Raw genomic sequence first — 13,993 nt, forward strand, 5'->3', positions numbered from 1 at the left:
AGAAAATCATTCGTATTATTACTCACTATAGCAAATCTACTTAACCACGGTAATTTAAGCGTACCAGTACTTATACCGATATTTCAACTTCGGGTTTACGCCAATTTTTTGGCGTGATTCTTACGAAAATATGGCGTGATTTGGCGGACATAAAAAACACCGCCACTTTTTTGGCGGTGTTTGAAAAATTTATAGTAAATACAGCTTAAGAATAAGGTGCATTTTTACATAAAATTATATGAGAAGAACTTTTGTAATAAAGTACCTATTAATAGAAAAATACACCAACAGTATAGCATGAAATTTTCTTAGAGTAAATTCATTCTTTCAGCAAGATTGACAGCCTCTGTTCTTGAATCTACATTTAGTAAAGAAAAGAGCTGTGTTAAATATCTCTCTGTAGTTCGCTGAGGAATATTCAGTTCAATAGCAATGGCTTTATTTGTATGACCTTCTGCAATCAGTCTTAAAATTTTCTTTTCTTTTTCATTTAAATGAATATCTTTAGCACTTTGCAATTTAAATTTATCATCCAGAAAATCTAAGAAATTTTTCGGTAAAACAAATTCACCATTTGCAATCGCTCTAACTGTCCGTATGATCTGCTCCTTAGAGGCTGTTTTCGCTAAAATGCCTTCTATTTTTCTCTCTAAAATGAGTGGATAATAATCTGTTATATCGTCTCCTGTATAAAGGATAACGGAAGCATCAGACTGAATAGATTTAATATTACGGGCTAAATTAATACCGTTTTCCAATGGCATGTTAATATCAATCAGGTAAATAGCGTATGGTTTATTTTTTATTCTTTGAATGACACATGTGGCATCACTTTCAGTATCAATTATAATATCTTCATTCTCGTGAAATAAATTTTTAGTTCCCTCTAAAACTATAGGGTGGTCATCCACTATGAGCATGGTAATCATGTGTTTCACTCCCTTCTTTAACTGCTATTCTTATAGACATCCCTTGGTTTAGTTGAGAGTCAATATAAAAATGACCATTAAAGGCTTTTACACGCTCCTGCATACCTCGGATGCCCATTGACTCTGCTACGATAATTTCCTCTACATGACACCCTACACCATCGTCACTATAAATGATTTCAAAACCATCAATCATTTCCTTTAGATGGATTTCAACAGCTGTTGCATATGAATGTTTTAAGGCGTTATTCAGTACCTCTTGAAATAATCGATAAATCATTAAATTCATACGCTCATCTTCTAAATACAGACGATCTATTGAATAAATTAGCACAAAATTAGCTCTTTCTTGAACCTTCCGAATTAACTTTTCTAATGCAGCATTTAAACCTAATGTATCCAGTAATGGAGGCTTTAAATTCTCACAGTATGTTCGTAATTCATGTAGAGAGTCAACCATTTGCTTATGAATTTTCGCAAGTTTCTCCTGAATGTCTGTTGTATCCTTTGCATTAACAAGAACATCCACCTCTCTTGCAATATGAAGTTGTTCCTGCAAATTGGTGTCGTGTAACTCTTGGGCTAACTGATATTTTTCTTCTTCGAATCTCAACCATAATAGCTTATTAAGCCACGGCAATTGACCGTCATCAGCTTGCTTCATATGCTTCAATTCCTCTAATAGTTCTTCTACCAACTTTGTATTTTCAATAAAATTATTTACATACAATAGGAGCAATTCGAGCCATAGAAGTTCCTCATCTTTTAAATGAATTTTATTGTTATGCCCCAACACTAATGCTCGTTTATAATGTGCATCCTGATGGAGAAATGCTAAATATATTTTATCAATCTTACGTATTTCTCCTAATCTTATATCATCCATTGTATCTGGATGTATCAAAATTCTTTCCCCACTATTTGTAAGAAATTCATTCGTATCATAGTTATAAGTTAAAACAAAAACATCCTCTAGCTCCAAATGAACAGAAACCTCATATGCGAATTTTTCTAAAAGCTCATCAATTTTAATAGTTTTCCCAATTTTATCTACAGCCGTGTACAGCTGATGAATATAATCACCTTTTGTTGAAAATAATATTTTCCGTTTACGATAGTCAACTTTTTCTTTTACATAAAAGAGTATTACTAACGAAGAAAATGTAAAGAAGGATACGCCTGACATGACAGTGATTCTTAAATATTGACCCGCAATGAAGTACAAGCCAACAGTGAACCATAAGGTAAATAGTAAAGAAAAAATAACATAGTAGCGCAATCTAGTAATATGATACTCGATATCAAATAGTCGTTCTGCTAATTGTGTAAAAATGAAGCTAAAAGGTATCAGTAATAAAAATAAGGAGCTAATCTCAGATGAAAGGATATACGTATGAAAAAGGATTTTTGGAAGTACATATAAAAATAGAAATGGTAAAAATGGAATCATTATACTACCTAGTAAAATTTTCAACTGAGGTGAGCTATATTTGAAATAGCTTATTAATAAAATACTTAAGATAATGATAAGCAGAATAAGGAATAATAATAAAACAACATTCGAAAGTATATCATTAGAAGCAGGGAAAACAGTTCCAATACAAGCCAAAATAAAACCAATTGAAGGCATTAAATAAAAGAACCGGATATTATTGGTAAACATCCATTTTGTTTTCATAAATGAAAAATAATTTCTTAAAAAATGTAATAAAATCACTAAACATAATAACATAGTAGTACGATTTACAATAATCCCTATCCCATCTAACCTACCCGAAACTCCACTACTTACATAAGCTAGCGAGACAGTTAATATAAAAAGAATTAGTAAATCTGTTAACCTAGTATTTCTTTGCTTGAAATATAAATAAAAAGCAACAAATAACGTTAATAAATAATAGCAAGCTGGGACTATTAATACATAAAAAAACTGCTGAGGAATATCTAAATGTTTAATATGTATATTTATTATTTTCCCATCTGGCTTCATAATTGTAAGGTCATTGGCAGATAATATTTTTGATTTATATTTCAATTGATTTAGCTCAGCAATCGGGCCATCATCTACGTTTAAAATAGTATCACCAATGGATATATTCTGCCCCTTAGCCCAATCTTTATAATATAGTTGAGATACTAGCCATTTACCATCTTTTTCTTCTACCCCAATTTCAATATATGGCGCGCTATAATTCACAAAATTTAAATATAAACCTAACACTATATAAAGAACTATAGCGGGCCAAAAAAACTTGTTAGGCAAAGTTTTTAGTTCCAAATTTCACTTTCTATATTCATTTCATCAATAAATGCTTCTAAAATTGCCATTTGTTCTATAGATGAAATTCCAATTAATGAGGCTCTTTGTTCTTTTAATAATGCAACTAGGCTTGGGTTTTGTTCTAAGTATTGAATTACATTAATCATCCAATCACTCCTCATCACTTTATTAATTTTTGTAGGTAGTCTTTAGCTAAATCATTTAATTCTATATTTTCAAGATCATTTATTGCCTTAAATTTATAGACATTTTTCACAGTAACTGCATAGCGTATTGCTCCGCCATTTGTCAACTCATTTTCTGCTTCTTTATGATCCAAAATTGTAACTATATCATCATTATAATAGTCAGCTACAGTTTTTGAAACATCATTTTTCTGTGATAAAAGATAAATAATTGGCAAGGAGAATCTTTTATTTAGTAGGTCATTTTTAGGTCCCCATGCTTTCAAACTTTGGATATCATTTTTAATTTGTTGAATAATGCCTATGTAAGTTCCATAAGCCCCTACTTCTTTGGATACTTCTCCTTTGGCAAGAACCTCTCCTATTAAGCAACTCATCGCTGTTAAGGAACCAGATTTAAGCGTAATCATTTGTACATAAGAATCTTCATCCCGGCAATTATTTAATAAGTCCAATTGCTGACCACTAATACTTTTTAATGCGCTTTCTTCAAGTATTGTTATAGCAGCTCTTTTGTGTACAAAGGAAGTTTCGTCAATTGTTTTTGAAGCCATAATCAGCATAGCTAGAGCAACATTTAAAGAAAGTTCTGGCGTCCTACTCCAACTATTATCTGAATCCTTATCTTGAAGATCATCAATAATATCAAAAGACAGTATTAAGAGTTCAACCGCTGCAGCGATTTTGTAAATGTCGTCATTTACACTATCTGAAAATGCCTCATAATGCCAATAGCATAATTTACCAAACGAAAAACCTATTTCTGTTTTTTCTTCTTTAAAGCTTTTAAACAGCGATTTTAGCTCATGACTAAGAAATGTTTCATTTTCAATAAGAATGTCTAATGATTTATTAATACACTCATCCAACCCGTTCAATAGTCCTCGCTCCCTCCAGATATATTAATAAATATTATATATATTAGTGGGAATTAATACTAGCAGAGCCAATGTTTTATACATATAATTCCATAGTTTCTTATATAAAGAATAATCCCGCCAAAAATTGGCGTTAATTATCCAAACCACGCCATTTTTTTGTTAAATAATAGTTATAATATGGCGGTAGAGAACTATGTACCGCCATAAAATTGGCGTAAACCCACCATTGAAATGGCGTTATGACAAATGTTACGCTTATATTAATATAAATTGATTTTCTCATTGTCCTGATAGATTGATGAACATGAATTTTTTTGTACTGGGAGTGTTTTAAAAATGAAAAATGGATTTAACGAAACTGTTTTCATACTTACGGCTACTTTTTCATGTAATATCTCTGTCTCAGCTGAAGAAATTACAATTAAAAAGCCTACCGAGGAGCAACTACGAATTGAACAGATTATTATTCAATCTGAGTTAAAAGCTTATCAAGAAACCCTAAAGGTCTATAAAAAGCTTTCAACCCTTTCAAACTTAATTAGTGATGTTCCTGGATTTGAAGATACATTTCAGCAAAAAAGAGATTACTATATTCAGCAATATGGCATTATTAAAATATCGAATGACAACTTATCTTGTATGCCATCCGTCAATCCATTAACCTTTGGGTTAAATATAGCGTCATCTACCGTTTACATGACAGCAAATTACACGATTATTAATGCTAGAGGGCTGGCAGCAGTGACAGAATCATCTATTACTCATAAACTAGATGAAAATACAAGCATCTCCGGGCTTTCCATTAATGAAAGCACCATTTCCTTTAATATGGATGCTACATTTTGTAGTTCAATAAAAACACCGATTACCCATTAGTTTGAATAAGCAGATAGCAATGGCATCCCTTTTTCGATCATTGTTATCTGCTTTTATGAACAACAAAAAGGTGCCTCAATCGCTTGAGACACCAGTAGGATATTAACCTTTTACATAATAAACTTCTTGTCCGCTTTCAATGACATGATCAGGCTTTGGCTTACCTGCGCTTGCCTTATGACCAGCAATATGCTCCGGGCTCTTCTCCCAATTCTTCCATGCTTCTTCTGATTCCCAACGAACCATTACTAGCACTTCCTCATCACCACGGCGAACTTTCTTAACAAGTACCTGTTTATCAATGAAACCAGGTTGTTGTTCAAGTAATGATGGTCCGTTTGGATTAGCACCAAAACGTTCCACCACTTTATCCGAATTCCCTTCCGTCACAACGATACGTTTAATTTGTACAAACATATTAGTTAAACGCCTTTAATACATCTTCAACTTTTAGCGTTTCAGATTGTAAACCGCCACCTGAAAGGTACCAAACTTCTGGATCTAAGTAGAACACTTTATCGTTCTTCACAGCATTAGTTGCACTTACGATTTCGTTTTCAATCGCAGCTTTAGTACCTGACTCGCCGTTTTCATTTACTACTGCATCACGGTCAACTACAAATAGAATATCAGGGTTCGTATCACGAACATATTCAAAACTTACATTATCACCATGTGTTCCAACTTTAACTTTCTCATCAGCAGCTTTCACACCAAATACATCATGGATAACACCGAAACGTGAACCAGAACCATATGCTGATAACGCGCCTTCGCTACCTAATACGATTAAAGCTTTCTCTTCTGATGCAGTTGCTTTGCCTTTTACTTCTTCAACTTTTGCTTCATATGCAGCGATCGCATCTGCTGCTTCTTTTTCTTTACCGAAAATTTTACCAGCTAATTCTGTATTAGCATTGAATGATTCTAGGAAGTTTTTGTTATCTACACCAATGTAAACTGTTGGTGCAATTTTAGATAACTCAGCATATGCTGCTGACGCACGACCAGAGATGAAAATAATATCTGGGTTGATTTCAGATAATTTTTCATAATCAGGCTCGAATAAAGTACCAGCGTTTACATAAGTGCTATCTTTATATTTACTTAAGTAAGATGGTAATGAATCTTGTACTACTGCAGTAGGATTAACACCTAATGCATCTAGAGTATCTAGGAAACCATTATCAAAAACAACAACTTTTTCTGGGATCTTATCAAGCTTTACTTCTTCAAACGTAGTATTACCATCGCGTCCTTCAATTGTGCTACCTGGAATAGTTAGTGGATATGCTGAAGACGCCTCGTTTTGTTCTTCTGCCGGTTTGTCAGTTGACGTACCTTTATCTTCTTCTTTTGCTTCATCTTTTGAGCCGCAAGCAGCTAAAACTAATAGCATCATCGCCATTAATACCGTTAGTAATTTCCATTTTTTCATTTTAAAATTTCTCCTTTAAAATTTATTTTATAGTTAATGGTCGGTTAAACCATCTGTTACTATTTCTAAGAATTAAAATAAACACAAATTCGGCAGCCATCCTGCTCTTGAACAGGGATATCCATATCATAGATTTCCTTCAGCGCGTCCGAGTTAATAATGTCGTTGGTAGAACCATTTTTCACAACACGGCCATCTTTTAATGCAACAATATTATCTGAGTATACTGATGCAAAATTAATATCATGTAGTACTATTACAACTGTTTTTCCTAACTCATCCACTAGCTTTCGTAAAATCTTCATAATCTGAACAGAATGTTTCATATCTAAATTATTCAATGGCTCGTCCAGTAAGATGTATTCTGTATCCTGAGCAATAACCATTGCGATAAAAGCACGCTGACGTTGACCGCCTGATAATTCATCTAAGTAATTATGTTGAATATCTTCTAAATTCATATATTGAATAGCTTCATCCACTTTTTCTTCATCTTCGGGTTTTAAATTTCCTTTTGAATAAGGGAAACGACCAAAGGATACAAGCTCACGAATCGATAAGCGGACATTCATAAAGTTAGATTGCTTTAATATAGAGACACGCTTGGCAAAATCATCTGATTTCCAGCGTCTTACATCTGCTTTGTCGAGTAGCACTTCACCAGTATCTGCATTCAGCAAACGGCTCACCATTGAAAGTAGCGTGGACTTTCCTGCACCATTTGGTCCAATAAAAGATGTTATTTTCCCTGAAACAATGTCAACACTTACATCTTGAACGACAGGTTTTTTCCCGAAAAACTTCGTAATTTCTTTGACTTGTATCATCCTGCTGACCTACTTTCTCTTAATAATAAGTAGATGAAGTATACCCCACCCACGAAATTAATAATGACGCTTAGTGTAGTACTGAAAGTGAATACTCGCTCAACCATCCACTGCCCACCGATTAAAGCAATAATACTCATTACACAAGAACCAGCAATTAAGACGGAATGCTTGTATGTTTTAAAATACTGATACGATAAATTCGCAACAATTAATCCAAAGAATGTAATTGGCCCAACTAGCGCTGTCGAAACAGAAATCAAGATAGAAGCTAAAATTAACATGCGTTGTACCAGTTTATCGTATGGTACACCTAAATTAATTGCTGTATCTCGTCCTAAAGACATGACGTCTAATTGATTCATATGGCGCCAACCATATATAAACGTTAGTAAAATGATCACACCAGCAAGCCAAACTAAATCTGAATTAACATTGTTAAAACTAGCAAACATTTTACTTTGTAAGCCTAAAAACTCATTAGGGTCAATCAAGACTTGGAAGAATGTTGTGATACTTCCTAAAAAAGTACCGACAATCATACCAACAAGTAGTAAGAAATATATTGGTCGCTTTCCTTCTTTAAACAAAACTCGATAAAAAATTAAAGCGAAAACAATCATTGATACAATAGCAAGAGTAAAATTATAGTAAATATTGATAACTAAAATAGATGTAGAGCCAAAGAAAAAGTAGATGAATGTTTGAATCAACATATACAAAGCATCTAATCCCATAACACTTGGCGTTAAAATCCGATTATGGGTAATGGTTTGGAAAACCACTGTTGAATAGGCAATAGCTATACCCGTTAGTGCCATCGCTATAACTTTTATAACACGTCTCGGAAAAGCATAGTGATAATTCCCATTTAACTCCCAAAACAGATACAATAAGATAGCTATCACGGCAAGACCTAGTAAAATGAACATTCTTGTACGATTACGCATATGCTCTCCCCCTAAACAACATGACTAGGAAGATGGCACTTCCAATTACACCAACAGTCATACTAATTGGAATCTCATAAGGGAAAATCAGTACGCGTCCTAAAATATCGCAGAATAATAAGAATGACATACCAAGTAATGCTGTATGCGGCAATGTTTTTGCCAAATTATCACCTTTAAACAGTGAAATAATATTCGGTACGATCAAGCCAAGGAATGGAATGACACCCACTGTTAGCACCACTGTTGTGGAGATAAGAGCCACCAATACTAAGCCTAAATTCACCACAAACTTATAGGATAGACCAAGATTTTTAGCAAAATCCTCACCCATACCGGCTACTGTAAAACGATTGGCATAAATATAAGCTAAAATAAGTACTGGTACACTTATGTATAACAGTTCATAACGGCCTTTCATGATTAATGAGAAATCCCCTTGTAACCATGCAGAAATGTTTTGGATAATATTTGCCTTATAAGCAAAGAACGTTGTTACAGAAGACAGGATATTACCATACATTAAGCCAATAAGCGGTATAAAAATCGCATCTTTAAACTTAATTCGATTTAATATTTGCATAAATAATAATGTGCCGGCTAAAGCAAATATGAAAGCGAAGGAAATTTTTTGGAAATACGTGACATTTGTGAAAAACATCATGGAAATCAATACACCCAGTCGAGTGGCATCTAATGTACCTGCTGTCGTTGGTGATACGAACTTATTCCTACTTAAGCTTTGCATAATTAAACCAGCAATACTCATACCTGCACCTGCTAGCAAAATAGCAACAAGTCTAGGTACACGACTAATTAAAAATAGTCTAGTTTCTTCTGATTGGAAGTCTAATAGATCACTTGGTTTAATATCTACTACTCCGATAAATAGCGAGACTATAGACAACACAACAGTTGCTGTTAAAAGATATCTTATTTTCATAGTAATCCCCGGTAGATTTCAATTTTGTGTGTAATGAATGTGTAGTGAAAATGATTATCATTACTCACGATTTCCATTATAGTCATGTTTTCATTCTCAGTCAACCTGCAAATGAGAATTATTCTCGGTTTATTTTAAAGGAACTAGAAAACGTGTCTAATTAATGAAATATTAGTGTTTTCGGCAAATTTTATACCTTAAATAATTCACTATTTCTACAATTTTTTTATCCAAACAAAATGGTAATTGAGAACATCCCTGCGTCTCAATTACCATTTTTATTTGTTATATTATTCGTCTCACTTTTCTTAACCATGCTGAAATAATGAATATGATTAATACCAAGCCTACATATCCCATTACTGCATAGAGCTTAGCTACAAGCGTCGTAAATCCAGCGAGACTGGCTAAAAAGCCTAAAATTCCTATAAAAACAACCGCTACTTTAAAGCTAGGTCTATCAGGCTTAAAGAATCTTACCATAAAAGAATAGAGCATCCCTACTGCAGTATTGTAAATCATTCCTAATAGAGAGAATGTCATTAATAGCCCAACCAATGGATGAATTTCATTTGCTAAAGCTAGCATAGGAATATCTAATCCTATAACAACGTTCATTTTTGCAAGAAGAGAAAAATTAATAAGCAGAATTAAAGCGCCTAATAGAATTCCGCCAATTATGCCCCCCATTCCAGCTATCTTATCATTGCGCACCGAGCCGCACATCACCGTTAATAATGAGAAACTTACCCCAATATTAAATGACATATATAACAAAGAGGTCACCCACCAACTTTTCGAACTTATTTGTGCCTGCTGGGCAATTACCGCTTGTTCGACAAAGGTAAGATCCATCGTAGCAATGGCATAGATAGCAATAATAGAAACAATAGCTAATAAGTACGGAGTTGCTAGTGCAATAATATTAATAATACTTTTAACATCCATCATCACTGTGGCTATGGTTAGCAGTATCATACATATACTCCCTAGCCAAATAGGTAGTCCAAACATTTGCTGTAATGTTGCACCCGCACCAGCAAACATAATAACAGCCACGCCAAATAAAAACAGTGATAATAAATAATCCAATACAAGACCAACAGCATTACCAGAAATCTGATAAATCAAATCCTTGTGGGATGCAGTGCGTAATCTTGAGCTAACCTGGGCTACACACATACCAACAATAGAGAAACCAACCATCGCTAAAAGGGCACCATAAACCCCTTTAAAGCCATAGCTTGTAAAATAGAGGACAATTTCCTGTCCAGATGCAAATCCTGCACCAACGATAATTCCTACATAGGCACCGCCGATTTGCAAGCTTTTTTTCAATCAGTTCTCTCCTCGTTTTTTCCTTTATTGCAAATGATTTTTATTGATAGACCTCTTTGCTAATCGTTAGCTTATCAATAACAGCCCTATTAGGTGTATAACCAATGCCGATTTCTTGAGGTACATCAATATATCCATTTTTGACAACGACTTCTGGCATAATAATATCCTCATACCAATAATGACTAGAGCCTGCAGTATCTCCAGGCAAAATAAAGTGACTAAGCGAAGTTAAGGCAATATTATGTGCTCGTCCGATTCCTGCCTCTAACATTCCTCCACACCAAACGGGAATTTGATTCTCCTTACAGAGGTCATGAATCCGTTTCGCCTCTGTTAAACCGCCAACTCGTCCAATTTTAATATTGATTACACCACAGCTCCCTAGCTCAATTGCTTTACGAGCATCTTCAAACGATGTGATACTTTCATCTAAACATACTGGTGTTTTTATGTTTTTCTGTAGGGTTGCATGATCCACTATATCATCAGTAGCTAATGGTTGTTCGATCATTAATAAGTTGCAATCATCAAGCTGCTGGAATACGGCGATATCATCCAACGTATAAGCTGAGTTCGCATCGACCATTAAAGGTAAATCTGGTAATTCTGCACGGATTGCACGCACCACTTCTACATCATAGCCAGGCTTAATTTTCACTTTCACCCTTTTGTAGCCCTTTTCCACATGGCTTTTTATTACTTCTATTAATTGAGCTGTTGAAGCTTGAATACCTACGCTGACCCCAACTTCAATACGTTGTTTTTGCCCACCTACAGCACTTGCAAGTGATTGCTTTGTTTGTTGGGAATAAATATCCCAAATAGCACCTTCTATCGAAGCTTTCGCCATGCAATTTCTACGAATAGGAGCAAACAATGTAGTCACCTCATCAGGATGCCCAATCTCTTTATGTAGCAAGATGGGTATTAGAAAATCTTTCAGCATATGCCATGTCGTCTTTAAAGTCTCCTCTGTATACCAAGGCGCTACAAAAGCTACCGTTTCTCCCCATCCAGTAATCCCAGATTCATCTTGTGCTTCTATTAATAACAGTTCTTTTTCATTGATTGTGCCAAAGCTTGTTGTAAATGGTGCTTTCATCGGCATTTTAATATGTCTTAACGTTATCTTTTCTACTCTCACAAACTTCACTCCTTATAATTATTATAAGGCTAATAAGGAGCGTCTGACTAACAGATAGCTATGGACATATTCTGGTTGCTTCTTGACGCGTACAATTGCATAGTCTTGATTGAATAAAGTTGTTAAGATTGTTCTAATTTTATAGCGCCAATCCTCAGCTAGTTTAGGACTTTCAACTTTCACTTTCTGCAAATATTGAGGAATCGGTAATAGATAGGCATCCTGATGAAAGGATTGTTCCATTTGAAATGTATTATCTACGTCTAGGACTGGCAAGCCATCGACAGTTAGTGTCCACGGTACGATTTCATCTGCGATCTCTTCTAATTCGTCAATGCTATCCGCCATTTGCTCTCGCTCTATCCACCACTCTACAACTAGCCTATCTGATGGTAATCCTTCATTAAAGTCATCTTGAAGAGCGCCGTAATAATCATTTTCGTATTGATAACTGAAAGCATTTAGCTTTAAAAATGCTAAATTTGCTAAACTCACCTCCAAAGGCTCAAATAACCATCGAACCAGCTGAAATCCATTTTCTTTTGCATATTCTTGCTGAGCGTGCTTTAATAACTCACCTACACCTTGTTCACGATATGCTTTCTTTACACCAATCATGTGTGAATGTAAGTATATTTCTCTATCATGATAGCCCACAAAACAATAGTTGAAGCCAATTAGCTTTTCTTCTAAATAAGCACCTAAAACTAAACCGCCATTTTGTACAGCTGCTAGTAATTGATGAGAGGGTATTGCTTGGCTTCCCCATATTTCAGCATTCAACTTTTGGACCTCTGCAATTTCTATAGGTGTCTTTACTTTGCGAATATGCACTTGCTCTAACATTATGCTGACGCCTCCTTTGTATCCGTTGATTCCAATGCTAACAAGACTGCTCTCGTAAGAATCTCCACGCCCGTAACAAGTCTTGCTTGTTTAAACTTCATTTTCGGATGGTGTAACCCTGGTGATAACCCACATCCTAAGCCCAACATTGTTGTTTTTAAGTGTGGTCGTTTTACCGCATAATGATGAAAATCCTCTCCACCAGGTGTGTGTACCGGCTTTCTTAAATTTGATAATCCGGCAGCTTGTATAATTGCTTGTTCCATAATATATTGTGCACTCGTATCAACTTCTGCGGCTACAATATTAGCAACAGTACGTAATTCAATCTGCACCTTATGCAATAACTTAGAGGAATCAATAACACGTTTGACCCCTTGCGCTAAATCGTCCATAACATTATTTTGTTGGGCTCGAATATCAATCGTAAATGAGGCATTACCAGGTATAATATTGCCTGATTCTCCCCCTGCATGAAACTTTGTCATCTTCACCGATACAGGTACCATTGGATCGGTATGAATGGTTCGTAAATCTTCAATGATGGTAGCCCCTACTTCGATTGCATTAATGCCAAGGTGTGGCCTTGCAGCATGTGCATCTTCTCCAATGATCTCCCCTTCAAGTAAACGAGAGGCACCATGATACAAGGCAGCACAGTATGTACCATCCTCTAGCTCATGGACTGGTCTTACATGAACTCCAAATAAATAGTCGAGCTCATCAATTACCCCTTCTTCTAAGACCGCTAATGCTCCAGTCCCTTTTTCTTCAGCCGGTTGGAAAATGACACGGATTGTACCATTAAATGATGGCTGTTGTTCTTTTAATAATAAGAGTGCACCAATAGCCATTGTCATATGTCCATCATGCCCACAGGAATGGTTGGCACGGAAATGGCCATCAACCTCCTGCCATAATGCGTCTATATCTGTTCGTAAACCTACTTTAGGACTACCATGACCCACATCCACATAAAGACCTGTAGAATTTTTAAAACGAATTGGCGAAAATCCTTCTTCAGTTAATAAATCTACTATATAATTAGTTGTTTCTACCTCATGCCAGCTAATTTCCGGATTGGCGTGTAAATACGTAAAAATCTCCATTAATCTTGACCTCAAACGGTCCAATTCTTCTTTCATAACATCCAACCCCTTAAAATTTTCTTATAATTATGATTATTATAGCGAAAATAATGATCTTCTACATAGAAACTTATACCCATACTCAATAAAATTACTACTTAAGATAATATATTTCGCGCTAGACTTCATAAATAGACATTTATTTAGATAACAAAAAAAGATGTAAATACAGCCCATTAGTCGGACTATATTTACATCTTTAAT

Annotated in this window: 14 protein-coding genes; 1 reads left to right on the plus strand and 13 read right to left on the minus strand. The window is 35.0% G+C overall.

What is annotated here, in order from left to right; all coding sequences use genetic code 11:
* Window positions 1-308: 308 nt before the first annotated feature.
* Genes MKY88_RS21825 through MKY88_RS21840 form a run of 4 tightly spaced genes read right to left on the minus strand, consistent with a single transcriptional unit; the run spans window position 309 to window position 4,273 of the window.
* The gene (locus MKY88_RS21825; RefSeq protein WP_193833259.1) at window positions 309-929 is read right to left on the minus strand and encodes a response regulator transcription factor; all 621 of its coding nucleotides are present in this window, start codon (window positions 927-929) and stop codon (window positions 309-311) included.
* The gene (locus MKY88_RS21830) at window positions 904-3,192 is read right to left on the minus strand and encodes a sensor histidine kinase (protein ID WP_328204854.1); all 2,289 of its coding nucleotides are present in this window, start codon (window positions 3,190-3,192) and stop codon (window positions 904-906) included. Before MKY88_RS21830 ends, MKY88_RS21825 begins: the two co-directional genes overlap by 26 nt.
* Before the next feature lie 5 nt (window positions 3,193-3,197).
* Window positions 3,198-3,356 (minus strand): competence pheromone ComX, encoded by a 159-nt coding sequence (gene comX, locus MKY88_RS21835; protein WP_069482864.1) that lies wholly within the window; start codon window positions 3,354-3,356, stop codon window positions 3,198-3,200.
* A gap of 14 nt (window positions 3,357-3,370) precedes the next feature.
* A complete protein-coding gene (locus MKY88_RS21840) occupies window positions 3,371-4,273 on the minus strand; it encodes a polyprenyl synthetase family protein (RefSeq protein WP_328204855.1) in 903 nt (300 codons plus the stop codon).
* A gap of 339 nt (window positions 4,274-4,612) precedes the next feature.
* Here MKY88_RS21840 and MKY88_RS21845 point away from each other — a divergent pair, with 339 nt between their 5' ends.
* Window positions 4,613-5,152, plus strand: a complete 540-nt coding sequence (locus tag MKY88_RS21845; protein WP_193833260.1) for a hypothetical protein — start codon at window positions 4,613-4,615, stop codon at window positions 5,150-5,152.
* A 102-nt stretch (window positions 5,153-5,254) separates the two neighbouring features.
* Here the strand turns inward: MKY88_RS21845 and MKY88_RS21850 are convergent, their stop codons facing one another.
* From MKY88_RS21850 to MKY88_RS21890, 9 genes are all read right to left on the minus strand, one after another.
* Window positions 5,255-5,569 carry an antibiotic biosynthesis monooxygenase family protein gene (locus tag MKY88_RS21850; RefSeq protein ID WP_069482866.1) on the minus strand — a complete coding sequence of 105 codons (315 nt, stop codon included), beginning with the start codon at window positions 5,567-5,569 and terminating at the stop codon, window positions 5,255-5,257.
* A 1-nt stretch (window position 5,570) separates the two neighbouring features.
* The gene (locus tag MKY88_RS21855) at window positions 5,571-6,590 is read right to left on the minus strand and encodes a siderophore ABC transporter substrate-binding protein (protein WP_193833261.1); all 1,020 of its coding nucleotides are present in this window, start codon (window positions 6,588-6,590) and stop codon (window positions 5,571-5,573) included.
* Between the two features lie 65 nt (window positions 6,591-6,655).
* On the minus strand, window positions 6,656-7,417 hold the full coding sequence (locus MKY88_RS21860; RefSeq protein WP_193833262.1) for an iron ABC transporter ATP-binding protein: 762 nt from the start codon (window positions 7,415-7,417) through the stop codon (window positions 6,656-6,658).
* Complete coding sequence (locus tag MKY88_RS21865; protein WP_069482869.1) at window positions 7,414-8,367, minus strand: iron chelate uptake ABC transporter family permease subunit; 954 nt, start codon at window positions 8,365-8,367, stop codon at window positions 7,414-7,416. The genes MKY88_RS21860 and MKY88_RS21865 overlap by 4 nt, the downstream gene beginning before the upstream one ends.
* Window positions 8,360-9,310, minus strand: coding sequence for an ABC transporter permease (locus tag MKY88_RS21870; RefSeq protein ID WP_069482870.1), 951 nt, complete (start codon window positions 9,308-9,310; stop codon window positions 8,360-8,362). The genes MKY88_RS21865 and MKY88_RS21870 overlap by 8 nt, the downstream gene beginning before the upstream one ends.
* 285 nt (window positions 9,311-9,595) lie before the next feature.
* On the minus strand, window positions 9,596-10,648 hold the full coding sequence (locus tag MKY88_RS21875) for a YkvI family membrane protein (RefSeq protein WP_193833264.1): 1,053 nt from the start codon (window positions 10,646-10,648) through the stop codon (window positions 9,596-9,598).
* Between the two features lie 40 nt (window positions 10,649-10,688).
* The gene (gene menC / locus MKY88_RS21880; protein WP_328204859.1) at window positions 10,689-11,795 is read right to left on the minus strand and encodes an o-succinylbenzoate synthase; all 1,107 of its coding nucleotides are present in this window, start codon (window positions 11,793-11,795) and stop codon (window positions 10,689-10,691) included.
* 21 nt (window positions 11,796-11,816) lie between these two features.
* On the minus strand, window positions 11,817-12,641 hold the full coding sequence (locus MKY88_RS21885) for a GNAT family N-acetyltransferase (protein ID WP_193833266.1): 825 nt from the start codon (window positions 12,639-12,641) through the stop codon (window positions 11,817-11,819).
* Window positions 12,641-13,786, minus strand: coding sequence for a M20 peptidase aminoacylase family protein (locus MKY88_RS21890; protein ID WP_036121158.1), 1,146 nt, complete (start codon window positions 13,784-13,786; stop codon window positions 12,641-12,643). Before MKY88_RS21890 ends, MKY88_RS21885 begins: the two co-directional genes overlap by 1 nt.
* Window positions 13,787-13,993 lie beyond the last annotated feature (207 nt).

The sequence above is a fragment of the Lysinibacillus sp. FSL R7-0073 genome (assembly GCF_038009065.1).
GTDB classification, from domain to species: Bacteria; Bacillota; Bacilli; order Bacillales_A; family Planococcaceae; genus Lysinibacillus; species Lysinibacillus fusiformis.